This window comes from Spirosoma daeguense (genome assembly GCF_054776875.1).
The window spans coordinates 144,888-162,623 of record NZ_BAAHBF010000005.1; the positions used below are offsets into that span (position 1 = coordinate 144,888).

The 17,736-nt window shown below is 48.1% G+C and carries 11 protein-coding genes; all 11 read left to right on the plus strand.

Annotated features, from left to right (window positions below; translation table 11 throughout):
• Positions 1-263 precede the first annotated feature (263 nt).
• Positions 264-1,022, plus strand: a complete 759-nt coding sequence (gene cobA / locus ACYVD4_RS17030) for a uroporphyrinogen-III C-methyltransferase (protein WP_460947819.1) — start codon at positions 264-266, stop codon at positions 1,020-1,022.
• A 279-nt stretch (positions 1,023-1,301) separates the two neighbouring features.
• Positions 1,302-2,834, plus strand: coding sequence for an alginate export family protein (locus ACYVD4_RS17035; RefSeq protein WP_460947821.1), 1,533 nt, complete (start codon positions 1,302-1,304; stop codon positions 2,832-2,834).
• A 97-nt stretch (positions 2,835-2,931) separates the two neighbouring features.
• Positions 2,932-4,227: an MFS transporter gene (locus ACYVD4_RS17040; RefSeq protein WP_460947823.1), complete on the plus strand. Its 1,296-nt coding sequence runs from the start codon at positions 2,932-2,934 to the stop codon at positions 4,225-4,227.
• Between the two features lie 89 nt (positions 4,228-4,316).
• A complete protein-coding gene (locus ACYVD4_RS17045) occupies positions 4,317-7,907 on the plus strand; it encodes a molybdopterin-dependent oxidoreductase (protein WP_460947825.1) in 3,591 nt (1,196 codons plus the stop codon).
• Between the two features lie 53 nt (positions 7,908-7,960).
• Entirely contained in the window at positions 7,961-9,418 is a 1,458-nt protein-coding gene (locus ACYVD4_RS17050; RefSeq protein ID WP_460947827.1) for a rubredoxin, read from the plus strand.
• 114 nt (positions 9,419-9,532) lie between these two features.
• Entirely contained in the window at positions 9,533-10,117 is a 585-nt protein-coding gene (locus ACYVD4_RS17055) for a Crp/Fnr family transcriptional regulator (protein WP_460947829.1), read from the plus strand.
• A 108-nt stretch (positions 10,118-10,225) separates the two neighbouring features.
• A complete protein-coding gene (locus tag ACYVD4_RS17060; protein WP_460947831.1) occupies positions 10,226-11,056 on the plus strand; it encodes a DUF2306 domain-containing protein in 831 nt (276 codons plus the stop codon).
• Positions 11,057-11,249: 193 nt separating this feature from the next.
• Positions 11,250-11,801: a DUF7010 family protein gene (locus ACYVD4_RS17065; protein WP_460947833.1), complete on the plus strand. Its 552-nt coding sequence runs from the start codon at positions 11,250-11,252 to the stop codon at positions 11,799-11,801.
• A gap of 82 nt (positions 11,802-11,883) precedes the next feature.
• Entirely contained in the window at positions 11,884-13,533 is a 1,650-nt protein-coding gene (locus ACYVD4_RS17070) for a 2,6-beta-D-fructofuranosidase (RefSeq protein ID WP_460947835.1), read from the plus strand.
• A gap of 150 nt (positions 13,534-13,683) precedes the next feature.
• Positions 13,684-14,601 carry an RluA family pseudouridine synthase gene (locus tag ACYVD4_RS17075; protein WP_460947837.1) on the plus strand — a complete coding sequence of 306 codons (918 nt, stop codon included), beginning with the start codon at positions 13,684-13,686 and terminating at the stop codon, positions 14,599-14,601.
• Between the two features lie 213 nt (positions 14,602-14,814).
• Positions 14,815-17,652 (plus strand): TonB-dependent receptor, encoded by a 2,838-nt coding sequence (locus ACYVD4_RS17080; RefSeq protein WP_460947839.1) that lies wholly within the window; start codon positions 14,815-14,817, stop codon positions 17,650-17,652.
• The last annotated feature ends 84 nt before the right edge of the window (positions 17,653-17,736 follow it).

Below are 17,736 nucleotides of genomic sequence, written 5' to 3' on the forward strand. Positions count from 1 at the left end.
AATAGTATGAAAACCCTGTTTAAATATTGAACTAATTCAAGAAATCAATCAACTTTCCCCAAAATTGATTACGTCAAATTTAAAAGGTGTTTTTACAAAAACCTAACTTTATATTCCGTTTAAAGTTGATAACGAAAGATATTTTTTTGAAAATCACTTGTTTTTAAGAATTTCGACTCTAATTTTGAAGCAAGTTAGTACATAGTTAATAATAACTATAAATAGTACATTTCTACTATTTACCACTAAACACAAAAACAAATATGCAGCCAAAGCTAACACTCGTGGGGGCGGGTCCCGGCGACGGCGAATTGATCACCTTAAAAGGGATCAGGGCGCTCAGGCAGGCCGACGTTGTTTTATATGACGACCTTGCCAATGCTTCCTTATTAGATTTCGCACCAGCGCATTCATTAAAAACATATGTAGGGAAACGTGCCGGAAAAGCATCGTTCTCGCAGGACGAAATCAATACGTTAATTGTGCGACTGGCTCAGGAGCATGGGCACGTAGTACGGCTAAAAGGTGGTGATCCGTATGTATTCGGACGCGGTTTTGAAGAATTTGATTACGCACGTCAGTACGGTATTCCCTGCGAAATCGTGCCGGGTGTGTCGAGCAGTATTGCAGTACCGGCTTCACAGGGTATTCCGGTTACGAGCCGGGGTGTAAGCGAAAGTTTTTGGGTCATTACCGGCACCACACGTAACGGCGAATTATCCGACGATTTGCGGCTGGCCGTTCAGTCGAAAGCAACCGTTGTTGTGCTTATGGGGCTCAGTAAAGTAAATGAGATATGTGCGCTCTATTGTCAGGCCGGACGCGGCCATATGCCAATGGCAGTTGTACAGAACGGCACACGTGCCGATGAGCATTGTGTGGTTGGTCAAGTCTGGAATATGCCTCAATTGATAGCAGAGCAAGGTGTGGGGGCACCGGCTGTGCTGATTATCGGCGAGGTTGTTACATTGCATCCGTCGTATTTGTCGGAATGCCTACGTAACGTTTCAGTAGCCTGCTAAAATTAAAAAAGCCGATCCGGTGTGGGGGCACCTTTGGACCGGCTCAACAGGGTTTTGTCTATGCGAAAAACACAAACGCTTCAAAGAAAATGAAAAAACGTACGTAAAGCAAATCTGCCTTCCGTTCTGGCTGGCCCCGATGCTACGTTAAGCATCCGTATTTCTTCGCCCAGTCTTCTGTTGTTCTGCACGCTAACGGTCTGACCATTACCCATCTTTCATGGGCTGGGTGACTCTTGTCTTTGCCATTCATTTTCGCTCTTCTAATCACCTATCATCATGAAACCTTACCTCCGGCGAGTATCGCTTTTGGGTATCTGTATAATCGGTTTACAACCGACGCTTAGAGCACAGTTTTCCCTAACCGGACAGCTTCGTACCCGTACTGAACTACGTAACGGCGTCGGAAACTTGCCCATTAAAGATGCGCCGATGTCGGCATTTACGTCGCAGCGAACACGGCTAACGTTTGGTTATAAATGGAACCGTGCTACGTTTGGGTTTGCCATTCAGGACGTACGGGTTTGGGGGCAGGATGCCTCTACTATTTCCAATGCCGATGGCAACCGATTGATGGTACACGAAGCCTGGGCCGACCTTACGTTGCTCAACCGGGCCGATACAACCATTACAACAAAAGCAATTGATTATCTGTCCTTAAAAATTGGTCGTCAGGAGCTTGTTTACGACGATGTTCGACTATTGGGTAATCTGGACTGGTTACAGCAGGGCCGCCGTTTCGACGCTGCCGTGTTGAAAGCGCAACACAAAGGCTGGGCGCTGGACTTAGGCGTTGGTTTTAACCAGAATACCGATGCATTTGGTGTTGCCGGTACGTATTACACACCCGCCAACGTACCCGTTTCGGCGCTGTCGACACAGAACGTTACGTTAGCTGTTCCGGCGGGTTTTCTGCCTACTACTGGTAAAGGTGGTGCGCCAGTTGTTTCCAACGCGGTTAGCACGAATGGCCAGAACCAGCAGTTCAAATCGTTTCAGATGGCCTATTTGACGCGAAAATTCAATAGAACGAAATTCTCAGCGCTGGTATTCAAAGATGATTTTCAGAAGTACCGTATCGACTCCATCGGCTCAGCAACTGCAGGTTACGTATATGGTCGCCGTTATGACGTAACAGGAACAAATTCGCGCGTTACGTATGGCGCGATGCTGACCGGGCAATCAGGTGCAACGGGCAAAACGACACAGGTTTTGTGGCAGGCTTTCGGCTATTGGCAAAGTGGCAAAGACCGCGATGGACTACAGCTTAAAGGTGCACATCATTATGGAGCGAATGTCATGTTCCAACGCGGTGCGCTTAGTGTTGGACCGGGTTACGAAGTGCTTTCAGGCAACGATGACGCTACGTTAAAATCAGGCGAAACCAGCCGATTTGATCCGCTTTATGGCACCCCGCACCGGCATTGGGGCTACATGGATTATTTCTATGTCGGTACGGGTTCGCCCGCAGGTGGTTTACAGGATGCGTTTCTCAAGTTCAAATACGCGGGCAAACGCCTGACCACTACGTTCGATGTGCACTATTTCGCGCTGGCAAACACTACGTTCAACAAAATGCCCGACGTACCTACGGCAACTCCCCTATCGTCGAAGCTGGGCATGGAATACGATCTGATTGCTACGTATGCACTGAACAAATTCACGGCGATTGAAGCTGGTTATGCCATTATGAACGGCACCAATACGCTGGAATACACAAAGCAGGGCACTATGAATCAGAAAGATAAAATCGGCACGTGGGCATATCTGATGATTAATATCCGCCCCGATTTTTTCGCGGCTCAGAAGTAAAAAGTACCCCACCCTAAAACTAGGGGAGGGATTGGGACAGTCGGCCGCTGCCGTGGGGTATTCAAGTATCTATCACATTTTCAAACCTGAAATAATCATGACTTCCAATAAACCGCTTGATTCGCTGAACGTTCTCCGTTTCAAAGGCATTCAGATGCGTACCTTCCACATTACGTGGCTTACCTTTTTTGTCTGCTTTTTTGGCTGGTTCGGTTTGGCTCCACTTATGCCTGCCATTCGGGCTGACTTAGGGCTGACTAAACCACAGGTTGGCAATACGATTATTGCGGCTGTTTCGGCCACCATTTTCGCCCGATTGCTGGTTGGTAAACTCTGCGATACGTGGGGCCCACGCAAAACCTATACGGCCTTATTGGTGATTGGTGCATTGCCCGTTATGCTGGTTGGGCTGGCCCACGATTACACTACGTTCCTATTGTTTCGGCTGGCGATTGGCACCATCGGCGCATCGTTCGTGATTACACAATTTCATACGTCGATGATGTTTGCGCCCAAAATCAAAGGCACGGCCAATGCTGTAGCTGGTGGATGGGGCAACCTCGGCGGTGGTATTACGCAACTGGCGATGCCGATGATTATGGCTGCTATTGTTGGTTTCGGATACACCAAGCCCGAAGCCTGGCGGTTGGCAATGGTGGTTCCGGGCGTGATGATGCTGGTTATGGCATTCATTTATTACCGCTTTACGACTGATACGCCAAACGGCAACTACGATAAAAACAATCAAGTAGTTAGTATAACCGAGAAAGTAAGCTTCGGGAAAGCCGTTTCCGATATCCGGGTGTGGGCGCTGGCACTGGCCTATGGCTGCTGCTTTGGTATGGAAATCACCTTCGATGGTGTAGCGGCTTTATACTTCTTCGACAATTTCAAGATGGAAGAAACACAGGCCGGTTTCTGGGCCATGCTGTTCGGTGGCATGAACATTTTTGCTCGTGCACTGGGTGGTATCGTGGCCGATAAAGTCGGTACTAAATACGGTATGCGCGGAAAAGGGCTTCTGTTAGCCAGTATGTTACTCCTCGAAGGTATCGGCATAATGCTATTTGCGCAGGCAGGCAGTCTGCCATTAGCTATCGTTTCAATGATCACCTTTGCCCTGTTCCTCAAAATGGCGAACGGTGGTACGTATGCCATTGTTCCGTTCGTCAATCCAAAAGCAGTTGGTACGATCTCCGGCGTGGTTGGCGCGGGCGGAAACGTGGGTGGTATGTTAATGGGTTTTCTCTTCAAATCGCAATCCATTACGTATAGCCAGGCTTTCCTCTATATCGGTGGTATAGTTGCCGTATCCGGCCTGCTGCTTTACTTGATCAATTTCGGAAAAGCCGTTGTGGTTGAACCCGTCGAAGCCGAATTACAAACCGCTTAATCTAGTGATGAGCGATAAGTGATGAACGATGAGTTGGCTTACGCTTGCTATTCATCACTCATCACTTATCACCTATCGTTTAAAAAACTATGACTCACCAAACTACCTGTTGTTATTGTGGCGTTGGCTGTGGAATCGTGGTCAAACAGGAGCAGAACGGACGTCTGAGTCTCGAAGGTGACACCCAACACCCGTCCAATAAAGGTATGCTTTGCTCGAAAGGCATGAATCTGCATTATACGGTTATGGACCAGTCGGATCGGTTACTCTATCCACAAATGCGGTTCAACCGGAACATGCCCATGCAGCAGGTCAGTTGGGATGCGGCTCTGGAACGTACCGCAGCTATTTTCAAAACGTTCATCCAGAAATACGGCCCCGATTCAGTAGCTTTTTACGTATCGGGCCAATGCCTGACCGAAGAATATTACTTGGTCAACAAGCTCATAAAAGGGTTTATTGGCTCCAACAACATCGATACTAATTCCCGGCTCTGTATGAGTTCGGCTGTGGTGGGCTATAAACTCTCTTTAGGCGAAGATTCGGTGCCGGTTTGTTACGACGATATCGAAGAAGCCGATTTATTTCTGGTCGAAGGGGCCAATCCGGCTTGGTGTCACCCCATTCTCTGGCGACGTATTGAAGCACACAAAGCAGCTAATCCGCATGTCAAAATCATTTGCGTTGATCCACGTCGAACCGATACGGCCCGCTCGTCGGATTTGCATCTGCCACTACGTCCCGGTACCGATATTGTCCTGAATAACGCCATCGGCAGACTACTGATTGAAGGCAATTTTATTGATAACGAATTTATCGTTAACCACGCCGATGGGTTTGCTACGTATCGGGAGCAGGTAATGCTACGTTCCGTTGAGGAAGCGGCTGACATCTGCGGAATTTCTGCGGATGATATTCGTACCGCTGCAAACTGGATTGGCCGTTCGAAAGGCTTTCTGTCGCTCTGGACAATGGGGCTGAATCAGTCGGTCGTTGGTGTCAACAAGAATCTGTCGCTGATCAACCTACATCTTATTACGGGACGTATCGGCAAACCGGGCAATGGACCTTTCTCGCTTACGGGTCAACCCAATGCAATGGGTGGTCGCGAAACGGGCGGACTAGCGAACGTATTACCGGCTCACCGCGACGTAACGAATGCCGCTCACCGCGCTGAAGTGGAAGCATTCTGGAACAGCCCGGTCAAAATTGCCGATAAGCCGGGTTTGACAGCAACCGAAATGTTCGACGCGCTGGCCGACGATCGCTTGAAAGCCATCTGGATTATCAATACCAATCCGCTGGTTAGTATGCCCAATGTAAACGCCGTTGAAGAAGCTTTAAAAAAGGCGCGTTTTGTGGTGGTGCAGGACGTATCGAACCGAGCCGATACGGTGCAGTTTGCCGACGTAGTACTTCCGGCTGCGGCATGGCTCGAAAAGGAAGGCACCATGACCAACGCCGAGCGTCGGATTGCGTATTTACCGAAAGTGCTCGATGCGCCCGGCGAAGCGTTGGCCGATGTAGAAATCATCTGGCGGTTCGCGCAAAAGATGGGATTTGGTACCGATTTTTCCTACAATAGCCCATCCGACGTTTATCAGGAATACACACGTATCACCGCTGGAACCAACGTCGACGTAACGGGCGTGAGTTATGAATTGCTCAAGCAGAAACGTAGCGTTCAGTGGCCGTATCCGGCAAAAACCCAACCCCTGCCCATAAAAGCCCCTCCCTTGTTTTCAGGGGCAGGGGTTGGGCGGTCGGCCGCTGCCGTGGGGTTTGGCACGAAACGACTGTTCACTGACAAACGGTTTTACACGGCCAACGGGCGGGCACAAATTCATGCGGTTCCCGACGGAAATGCATCGGAGCCAACCGACCCCGATTTTCCGCTTGTACTAACCACAGGCCGCATTCGTGACCAGTGGCACACCATGACCAAAACGGGTCGGGTGGCTAAACTGAACCAGCACCTTCCGCAGCCATTTCTGCAAATTCATCTCAGCGATGCAAAAGAACGTAGCATTCGGGATGGACAGTTAGTAACAGTACGTGGCCGACGGGGTGAGGTTCGGGTGAAAGCGCAACTGACCGACGATGTTCGCCCGGGATTATGTTTCCTGCCGATGCACTGGGGAAAGCTGTTGAACAGCAACCTCAATCGAGCCAACAACCTGACAAGCACGCTGATTGATCCACGCTCGAAAGAACCTGATTTTAAATTTACTGCCGTCGACGTAGTACCGTATCAGAAGCCCACTGAGAAAATCATTATCATCGGAGCTGGTTCGGCAGGTCTGGGCTTTATCAATACGTATCGAACGCTGAATGTGACGGACGAAATTCATGTTTTTTCGAAGGAGATTTATCCGTTCTACAACCGGGTTTTGCTTCCTGATTACATCAGTGGCGCGCAATCGTGGGAACAACTTGTCAAGTTGCGCGAAGATCAGTTTTCGGAAGCTAATGTCATCGTTCACAAGGGCGTAGGTATCGCGCATATCGACCGAAAGGCGAAAGTAGTTATCGACACAAACGGTGACGAACATGCATACGACAAACTTCTGCTGGGCACAGGTAGTCGTGCATTTATGCCGAAAGGTGTGCCCCGTTTGCCGGGCATTTTCAACATGCGCACCCGACTCGATGCCGATGCGCTCATGCCTTTTTTTAACCAACCCGAACCGCATACCGTAATTGTGGGCGGTGGCCTGCTCGGACTGGAACTGGCGGCTTCGCTACGTCAGATTGATGTTCGTGTTACGTTGATTCAACGCGGTGGTCGCTTCATGGAACGCCAGCTCGATCCGCTTGCCAGTGAGCTGCTTTATCTGGAATTGCTGGACCGGGGCATCGAGATTTATTTCAATGAAGAAGTGCAGACCTTCGCCGGTACAGATCGGGTTACGGGCATTCGGCTGAAATCAGGTCGAAAAATTGATTGTCAGGCCGTTGTAATTGCCGCCGGAACCGAGCCAAATACTGAACTGGCGCGCACCGCCGGACTTAGCTGCAACCGGGGCGTAGTGGTCAATGATTATCTGCAAACCGACGACCCGGATATTTTTGCGGCCGGTGAAGTAGCGCAGTGGAACGGCCAGATGTGGGGCATCACGCTGGCTGCCGAACAACAGGCCGAGGTAGCCGCCCGATACATTGCCGGTGATATTTCGCAACCGTACCGGGGCAGCCTGAGCATCAGCATCCTCAAAATGGAAGGACTGCACCTCTGTAGCATGGGCCTAACAGAGGTGCCTGCCGGAAAAACGAACTACGAAGAAATTGTCTTCATTGACAAAGCAAAACGGTATTACAAGAAATGCATCGTTCACAACGACAAACTCGTTGGGACGATTCTAGTCGGCGACAAAAACGAATTTGCGGAGTTCCGCGAACTGATTGCTAATGGCATCGAACTATCCGACAAACGGCTTCAGCTCCTGCGAGCCAGTAAGAAAGTTGATCCGGTCGAAGGCAAGCTCGTTTGCTCCTGCAACACCGTTGGTCAGGGTAATCTGGAACGCGCCATTCAGGGCGGTTGCACTGATTTTCAGCAACTCTGTCAGAAAACAGGCGCGGGCACCGGCTGCGGTTCCTGTCGTCCTGAGATACGTAGCATTCTTGAAAAAATAATTGTAGAGACAGGGCATGCCCTGTCTCCCGTGCGTCAGCAATAAAAAACCATCCGGCCAGGAGACAAGGCATGCCTTGTCTCTACGTATTAAAAACTATGCGCGACTATTATACACTGAAAATCAACCTGCCTGCGGGTATTGTATCGCCCGGTACGTTACAGTCGGTTCTGCGAATAGCTTATGATGCCAAGGTCCGTACCGTTCGGCTGGGGGCTCGCCAGCAGTTGTTGATGACGGTACATTACGAAGACCTGCGTTTTCTGGAAAAAGACCTGAAAGCCGCCCAAGTTACCTACGAAATCAACACCGATCAATTCCCTAATATTATCAGTTCTTACTGTGGTGAAGACGTATTTCGAACGGGCGACTGGCTGCGGGAAGGCGAATACCACACGGTGCTGGATCAGTTTGATTATCAGCCCCGACTGAAGGTCAATCTATCTGATTCGAACCAGAGTTTTACCCCATTTTTCACAGGTAATCTCAATTTTATTGCGTCATCCGAACCGCATTTCTGGCACCTCTACATTCGGCCGAAACAAAGCAATTCGCTCTTTCACTGGCCTGATCTGATTTATTCGAACGACATTGGCCGTCTTGCGCAAACGATTGAGAAAGCGATGCTGGACGATGGTTTTCGCGATGAATCTACACTCTATCAACATATAACATCGACGCAGACGTTTATTACGCAATCTGCTACGCAGGATGTTGATTTGCCCGAATTTTCACTGCCGTATTACGAAGGCTTTAACCGATATGGGCAACGTTCGTGGATGGGGTTGTATCGGCGTGATGAGCAATTTTCGATTGCTTTTTTGCTCGACGTCTGCGAACTGTGTCTGAAAACTCGTGTCGGCGAGATTTGTACTACGCCCTGGAAATCACTCATTATTAAAGGTATTGAAGAAAAAGACCGGGCAACGTGGTCTCATATTTTAGGGAAGCATAACATTAACGTTCGTCATGCCGCTAACGAACTGGCTTGGCAAACAGAAGACCATTCCGACGAAGGAGCTAAACTCAAAAATTACGTACTACGTTATTTCGAGAAGCAGGACACGCGCACATTTGGCCTGTGCTTTGGCGTTCAGACACAGCCGAAATCGGAAGTGTTTGGCTCCGTACTTATCCGCAAACGCTCGCTGCTACGTATTGGCCAGCTTGATCTCCTGAGCGTCTACGACCTGTATTACACCGAAAATTTCAATCCAAACAGCCGAACGTATCATCTGGCCGAAAAAGGGCTTTTTAAACTATATGTACCCAATCAGTTAGAGCGACTTTGCCGACGGTTCAATACGCGACGGGCGAAAGAGACAACCGAACGGCTTCAACCAGAAGTGGAGAAACCGGAATCGGTACTACACGTAGCACCGGTTGTGTATCAGTGTCCGCATTGTTTTACGGTCTATGATCCGCAATACGGCGATGAACGTAGCGGCATTGTTGCTGGAACTTTGTTTGAGTTGTTACCCAAAACTTACAGTTGTTCTACCTGCGATGCGCCCAAAACCGACATGTTGGCCATTCAGGAAATGCTTGTCAGTTGACATCCACTATGTCACATGTGATTACTTATACAGATAACTACTCTGCTGATATACATACGAAACCACTTGGTTTATGCTAAATTGACGTCGCAGATTAAACACGGGCAGATCAAGATGGAGCATTACTACCAGCGGTTCTTCGATTTTATTGAAGAAATCATTACGTTGCCTGAATCCGATAAAGCGTCCATTCGCCAGACGTTTAAACCCGTTTTTGTTCCCCGAGACACTATTCTCGAACCCGCCGGAAACATACCTCAATACCATAATTTTATCGTATCGGGCTACATGCGCAATTTTCATCTGGACAAAGACGATAACGAAATCGTAACTGATCTGAACGACGGCCCTCGGTTTTTTACGTCTTATTTTCACTTCATGAATCGCACGGTTTCTCACGAAAACCTGCACTGCATAACCGATTGCGAGTTGCTACGTATCAGTCGGGATGATGTTGACATAACCGCCCAACGAAGTCGTACGCAGAAGGATTATACGATTCGGATTCTGCAGAAACATCTTGAAGAAGACAAACAGCGGCTTACGGACATGTCGACGCTGACCGCCGACGAACGCTATCATAAATTTCTGCGGAATAAACCAAACATCATTCAGAACGTACCACTACGTTACGTTGCGTCGTATCTGGGCATCACGCAACGCCATTTGAGCCGACTCAGAAAGGAACAAAACCCCTGACATTCGGCCCGAAATTCAACCGTTTATCCCTATTGGACATTTGTCTACTCATTGAAGAAACGGAGCATTTTAAGTTTGACCAAAACTTAACTTCTCTACTTCATGACGATGACGACATCTGTACGGCTTCCCAACGCCGGAAACGCTACGTTCGCAACCCGAATTCTATCGATTGCAGCAGCGACTTGGCTTGTTGTAACAACTGTGGGACAATGGTTATTCGGTACGTATATTCTTCTGTTCTACGGTAAGGCAACCATTGAAGGAGATTTTGAGCGATGGAATAACGTATTGCCTCACGGCTACGTTGAAGGCGACTGGAAAGGTAATTTCATTGTAGGACTCCACATATTGCTGGCAGCAATACTGGTCATTGGCGGGCCTTTGCAACTGATTCCTCAGATACGTCAGTATTTCCCTCGTTTTCATCGCTGGCTTGGCCGATGCTACGTAGTAACCGCCATTGTTGTGAGTGCAGCCGGGCTAATTATGGTCTGGACACGCGGTGCCGTTGGCGACCGCACCCAACACATCAGCATTAGTATTCAGGCTATTTATATCATTACGTTTGCCTTACTGACAATACGTTACGCCAGAATCCGCCAATTAGGTAAGCATAGAGCTTGGGCGTTGCGGTTGTTTATGGTGACTAATGGCGTCTGGTTTTTCAGGGTTCAGCTTATGTGCTGGTTACTGATCAATGGCGGCCCCGCCGGTTTTGATTCCAAGACGTTTACAGGCCCTTTTCTTACATTTCTGGCTCTGTTCACCTATGCCATTCCCCTTTCGCTGATGGTGCTGGAACTTTATTTATATGCGCAACGCCGACAAACAAGGATTCTCAGTTACGTTACGTCAGCTCTGATTTTTCTTGCAACTGTTTTGATGGCGATTGGCATTTTTGCTGCCACAATGGGCATGTGGTTACCCAGAATTTGAACAACACACCCACCCCATCACAATAGTCAATTGTAAACAAGCTACTTAAAAACCATATAGTCAACTATGCTTAACCAATGAAATAACATTAATTTGGCGGCATAACCATTCACGTCTTGCACAATCACCGATATAAGGTTTTCGTAGCTAACAGGAATCTTAAAGGTGTGATGTAAACAATTCATAAACCAATATGCAGACTTTTCAGGAAGCTCAATCGGATATGCGAGAGGGCTATGCCAACGGTTCGTTAGGCATAATCGTTTCTGGCTTTATCTGGCTTATCAGCGGACTTGTTGCTTTGTATCTTTCTCCGAAACAGGCGATTGGAGTTTTATTTTTCGGAGGTATGCTTATTCATCCGCTGAGTCTGGTAGTTGGTAAACTACTCGGCATTCGAGGGTCTCATACTAAAGATAATCCACTGGGTACACTTGCCATAACGAGCACAATCATCATGATTATGTGTATACCGCTTGCCTACATACTTTCGTTTCAACGAGTTGAATGGTTCTTTCAGGCAATGCTTGTCATTATTGGCGGGCGCTATTTATTATTTACTACGTTGTATGGCCTCTCATTTTACTGGATTCTGGGAGCACTTTTAGGAGTGGCAGGCTATGCATTGTTTTCACTAAAAGCTGATGCGGCTGTTTCTGTTTTGGCAGGCTCGTTCATCGAAATCTCACTTGGCTTATATCTTTTCATGGTTACTAGCCGGAATACCACCCAAAGCGAAGGCTGACAGGGTTTTATACCGTCTGAAGGTTATTTCAAAAGTATAAAACGTTCCAATACGGCTTCCAGTTGAAATAAGCCTTTTTTTAATGAAATCACTGATAAATCGACTTATTCTGGCTGGATTATTTTTTTGCGGCATTCATACAACACAAGCCCAGAATCGTTCACTAACAATTACCAAACGCTTTCTGAATTTGCCCGTATCACAGGCGCAAAGCCGAGGCAATATGCAGTTTGCCGTAGCAGGAAAGCCCGAACGTTCATTTAAGATACGATTGGCTGCCGATAAACCTGATTATTGGGTCTTTTGCGACATGTCGGCCTTGCAAGGCAAAACCATTACCATCAATTACAGTGGCAATACAGAAGGGCTAAACAAAATTTATCAGGACGATAAAATTGCCGGTCAGGATTCGCTCTATCAGGAAAAAAATCGCCCACAATTCCATTTCTCGACCCGTCGGGGCTGGATCAATGATCCGAATGGGATGATTTTCTATGAAGGCGAATATCACCTTTTTTACCAGCATAATCCGTACGAACGGGAATGGGAAAACATGTCATGGGGTCATGCTGTGAGCAAGGATATGGTTCACTGGCAGGAGTTACCAACGGCCCTCTCGCCCGATAGTTTGGGAACGATGTTTTCGGGGTCAACGGTGATTGACTATACCAATACAGCCGGCTTCAACAAGGGCAATACACCCGCTATGGTCGCTTTCTACACGGTCGACAATCCCGACAAGCAAATTCAGTGCATGGCCTATAGTCTGGATAAAGGACGTAGCTGGACAAAATACAACAAGAATCCGCTGATCGATTCGAAAGCCAAATGGAACAGTAAAGACACCCGCGATCCGCGCGTAATATGGTATAAACCGGGTAACCATTGGGTAATGGTATTGAATGAACGAGATGGGCATTCGATTTATACCTCTAAAAACATGAAAGACTGGACGTACCAAAGCCACGTAACAGGTTTCTGGGAATGTCCCGATTTATTCGAATTGCCCATAGATGGCGATAAGAGTAAAACAAAATGGGTGATGTACGGGGCATCTACTACGTATATGATTGGGGCTTTCGATGGCAAAACCTTCACGCCTGAATCGGGCAAGCATTATTATACCACAGGTTCCATTTATGCCGCCCAGACGTTCGCCAACATGCCCGAAAGCGATCCCCGTCGGATTCAGATTGGCTGGGGCCGGCTTGCGCAAGCCGGAATGCCCTTCAACAACATGATGCTGTTGCCAACCGAATTGCAACTCCGCAGCACCAGAAACGGCCCTCGCCTGACTAGCGTGCCGGTGAAGGAAACGGAACAACTTTTCTCCCCCGTTCAGCAATTTTCTTCACTGAGCCAAACAAATGCGAACGATAAACTGAAATCATTCAATCAGCTAGAGCGATTTCGGATGAAAACGACGCTTAAATTATCTCATGCAACCAGTGCCGGGCTTTCGCTCATGGGCCAGCGAATACTCGACTATGACATGAACAGCAATCTGGTCAATGGCGTTTTCTATTCGCCCGAAGACATGACCAGTATGGAAATAACCGCCGATATTTATGTAGATCGAACCTCAATTGAAGTGTTTATTGATGGCGGTGCTTATTCGTACTCGCTTGAACGGAAACCAGTTGCCAATAATCAGGAAGGTTTGAAGTTCTGGGGAAATCGCATCGATGTTAAAGAGCTGAAGCTTTATACTGCCAAATCCATCTGGAAGTAAGTGCTACGTTTATTATCGTTTGAATTGATACGTTCGCGTTCGGCAATCGCTCCTGTTTTGTCAGCTTTGATTGTATGGCGAATGAGCTTTACCTCTATCTCGATTCTGAGCAATTGAAATAATCCGCTTACGAAACTGTAACTTTGCCGGATGGAGAACCCCGAAAAGCCTCGCCCACGACGCGGCCAACGTAGCGATCAACAGTTTACCGTTTCGGAACCTGATCAGTTGATGACGTTTCTGATTGCCCAGTTACCGCATAAGAATCGGAACAACATCAAGTCGCTGTTACGGAACAAACAGATCTTGATTGATGATAAAGTTTATACACAATTCAACCATCCGCTACGTCCGGGGCAGGTGGTAAAAATAGGTGCCAGTCGTGCGCCTGAAACCTCGCAATATCGGGGGCTTACCATTCTTTTTGAAGATAGCGACATTATCGTCATCAATAAACAGTCGGGATTGCTCTCTATGGCTACCAACAAAGAGCGCGACCGGACAGCCTATGGCATTCTGAGCGACTACGTTAAAAAGGAGAACCCTAAAAATAAAATCTTCATCATTCACCGACTCGACCGCGATACGTCGGGCGTTATGATGTTCGCCAGAAGTGAGAAAGTGCAGCAGCTCATGCAGGAATTCTGGAATGCCACTACCAAACAACGTACCTATGTAGCATTGGTAGAAGGTGTACCCGAGCCTCCTCGAGGCACCATTACGTCGTACCTGCGTGAAAGCAAAGCTTTGATTGTGTATTCGAGCCAAAACCCCGACAATGGGCAGTTGGCCATTACCAATTACAACGTAGTGAAATCGAATCGCCATTTCGCTCTGCTGGAACTGGAACTGGAAACCGGACGTAAAAACCAGATTCGGGTACACATGCAGGACATTCAGCATCCAATTGCGGGCGATACCAAGTATGGCGCTACGTCTGACCCGATTGGTCGGTTGGGTTTACACGCCGAAGTACTCGCCTTCGATCACCCTATTACGGGCGAACCGATGCGGTTTGACGCGCCCGTTCCCAAAAGCTTTCTGAGCGTATTAAAAGAGACTAATTAACAGGCAGATAGACTTCTAAAACTTTAGTCTGCAACAGCAGTTTACGAGAGGAATACAAATCTATTTATTGTTCGTTCCTCTCGTTTGTTGTTTGGTTGTTACTGACCTCCGTTACCGGTTTCTCGCTTTCAGCAGTCAAAAATCGGCATTCGACCAGAATAATTTTCTGGTTCAGTACTCCTGACGGACCTTTGGGGCGTTAAACCTGAAGTCATGAAAACGCTGCTACTTTCCTTACTCACTCTCGTTAGCATAACCGTTTCGTTTGCGCAGGCGCCTACTATTCCGGGCACCTCAACAACAACGACACCGGCCATTAGCACACCGCCTGCTACGTCAACTGCACCCGTGTCGCCACCCGATCCGTTTGGCAACAAACCTACGAATACAGCCCCTGATAATTTTACCCTTCCCGGCTCAACACCAACTACGATTCCGGTTACGCCCGATAACGTACAGCCTCAGGCCGGGGCAACACCATCGGAAGCAGAACCGCTTGCTCGCGGAAACGGGAAAATTACGGGCGTTCTTACTGATTCGTCGACCAACCAACCGGTTGAATTTGCGACGATTGCCCTGCTAAACATTTCGACAAACAAGCCTATCGACGGCACTACGGCTGATGCAAAAGGACAGTTTACACTGCCTCGACTAGCTCCGGGGCGTTATCGGTTACTCTATTCGTTCATCGGTTACAAGGATAAACGGAGTAGCGTTATCACCATCGAGAAAGGAAGCACCATTAATGTCGGAAGCGTAAAACTAAGTGCCGACGTGCGTACGCTTAAAGAAGTGAACGTAGTAGGTCAGGCTGCTGTAATCGAGGAAAAAGTTGACCGGCTGGTATACAACGCCGATAAAGACATTACGGCCAAAGGCGGTGACGCTACCGATATTATGCGGAAAGTGCCGATGCTTTCGGTTGATTTAGATGGGAACGTATCGTTACGGGGTAGCAGCAATGTAACTGTACTGATCAACAACAAACCATCGACCATAGTTGCCAGCAGCGTAGCCGATGCGTTAAAGCAGATTCCGGCCGACATGATTAAAACGGTGGAAGTGATTACGTCGCCCTCGGCCAAATACGACGCCGAAGGTTCAGCGGGTATCATCAACATCGTTACTAAAAAGAATACCTTACAGGGCCTAACCCTCGATATTAACGGTGGAGCGGGTAACCGGGGCGCCAACCTCGGTTTGAATGGCAACTATCGTACTGGTAAAATGGGATTTTCGCTGGGCGGTTTCGGCCGGACTGAGTATAACGTAAAAGGCGCATTCCTCAACGAGCAGACAACCCGTTCCTACGATCAGGCAACCAATACGTATTCTGGCGTAACACGTACTGTTCAGAGTGCCAATACGTTGAATCAACGTTTATTTGGTAACTATCAGTTGGGTTGGGATTATGACATCGACAAGAATACGTCGCTGGTAGCCAGCATTCGTTATGGTGCTCGAAATGGTGTCAGCAACCAGTTCAACCTGCTGACACAAACTACCACACCAACCAGTTATTTCCCATCAATTAATAACCGGAATGTAAAAACAAGCGATTTATCGGGAACGGTCGATGCCAACGTAAGCTATACGAAAACCTACAAACCACAGCAGGAATTCAGCGTTCTGGCCTTGTATAGTCGGAATAACCGGACCAACAATTTCGTTGCTGATATTTTAAGTAACGCTGATTTCCAGACCATCACGTCTCGGCAGAAAAACGACAACGATAGCTACAATCAGGAGTCGACGTTACAGATTGATTATCAGACACCCATCAAAACCAATCAGTTGCTTGAATTCGGTGGTAAAGGTATTTTTCGTCAGGTAAACAGCCAGTATCAGTATTTCTTCTCAACGGGCGACAATGGAGTCTATCAACCCGATAACAGCCGTCCAGCCAACACGCTGTTCTACGATCAGAATATTGCCGGTACGTATCTGTCGTATACCTATTCGACCAAGAGCCGGTTCACGATCAAGGCTGGTGCACGTTACGAATACACCTTTATCAACGCAAAGTTCAGCAACGAATCAACCGGACAGACTTCAACCATTCCGAACTATGGCGTGCTGGTACCGAGCTTCAATATCTCGAAAAGCCTGAAAGGCGGACGTATCATTAAGTTGGCTTATAACCGCCGGATTCAACGGCCCGGTATCCAGTTCCTGAACCCGAACGTTAACTCAGCCAACCCAACCAACATCTCGATTGGTAACCCATACCTTTCGCCCGAATTGACTGATAACGTTGAATTTAGCACCAGCATGAACATCAAAGGGTTGTACCTGAATGGTTCGCTGTTTGCCCGTCGTACCAACAACGAAATCACGGCAGTACGGGACGTATCTACGCAAGCTGTTGGAGACGTAGTAAATCCAGTGTTCCAGCAGGTGATCCGTACCAGCTTTCAAAACGTTGGTCGTCAGGATGCTATCGGCATCAACCTCTTCGGTAACGGTACGTTGTTCTCGAAACTGCAATTAGGCGGTGGTATCGATTTATACCACGTTAGCCTAACCAACAACAACGCCAATCCAATCTATTCGGCATCGAATTCGGGTTGGGTTATCGGCGGGCGGGTGATGAGCAGCCTATCGCTGAGCAATGGTTGGGGTGTCCAGCTCTTCGGCGGTGGCCGTGGCAAACAGGTGCAGTTGCAGGGCGAACAAAGTGCGATGTATTTCTATAATCTGGGTGTCCGGAAGGAATTCAACAACAAGAAGGCCAGTCTGGGTATCGCTGCTGAAAACTTCTTTAACCATCCATTCACCCAACGTTCGGAATCGATGTCGCCAATTCTGACACAGAATTCGCAGAACCAGTTCTACAACGCGGGTGTTCGGCTGACGTTCAACTACAAACTTGGCAAAATGAGCTTCGACGCTCCGCAGAAAAGACGTAAATCTATCGACAACGACGACGTGAAAAGCGGTGACGACGGCGGTGGTAACAACGACAACGGCGGTGGTCAGCAACAATCTTCTCCATCGGGCGGTGGTAATCGTGGTGGTGGTGGCGGACGCGGTGGACGTCCAAGAGGTTAATCAAACTAGTTCCACAACTGGCTTTTAATTGGAAAAGGTAATGCAAAAAATCCTCCTGCGCTGCGGGAGGATTTTTTTAGTATA

Coding starts and splice junctions, on each gene's coding strand:
- cobA (WP_460947819.1), top strand. CDS start 264: ATGCAGCCAAAGCTAACACTCGTGGGGGCGGGTCCCGGCGACGGCGAA.
- ACYVD4_RS17035 (WP_460947821.1), top strand. CDS start 1,302: ATGAAACCTTACCTCCGGCGAGTATCGCTTTTGGGTATCTGTATAATC.
- ACYVD4_RS17040 (WP_460947823.1), top strand. CDS start 2,932: ATGACTTCCAATAAACCGCTTGATTCGCTGAACGTTCTCCGTTTCAAA.
- ACYVD4_RS17045 (WP_460947825.1), top strand. CDS start 4,317: ATGACTCACCAAACTACCTGTTGTTATTGTGGCGTTGGCTGTGGAATC.
- ACYVD4_RS17050 (WP_460947827.1), top strand. CDS start 7,961: ATGCGCGACTATTATACACTGAAAATCAACCTGCCTGCGGGTATTGTA.
- ACYVD4_RS17055 (WP_460947829.1), top strand. CDS start 9,533: ATGGAGCATTACTACCAGCGGTTCTTCGATTTTATTGAAGAAATCATT.
- ACYVD4_RS17060 (WP_460947831.1), top strand. CDS start 10,226: ATGACGACATCTGTACGGCTTCCCAACGCCGGAAACGCTACGTTCGCA.
- ACYVD4_RS17065 (WP_460947833.1), top strand. CDS start 11,250: ATGCAGACTTTTCAGGAAGCTCAATCGGATATGCGAGAGGGCTATGCC.
- ACYVD4_RS17070 (WP_460947835.1), top strand. CDS start 11,884: ATGAAATCACTGATAAATCGACTTATTCTGGCTGGATTATTTTTTTGC.
- ACYVD4_RS17075 (WP_460947837.1), top strand. CDS start 13,684: ATGGAGAACCCCGAAAAGCCTCGCCCACGACGCGGCCAACGTAGCGAT.
- ACYVD4_RS17080 (WP_460947839.1), top strand. CDS start 14,815: ATGAAAACGCTGCTACTTTCCTTACTCACTCTCGTTAGCATAACCGTT.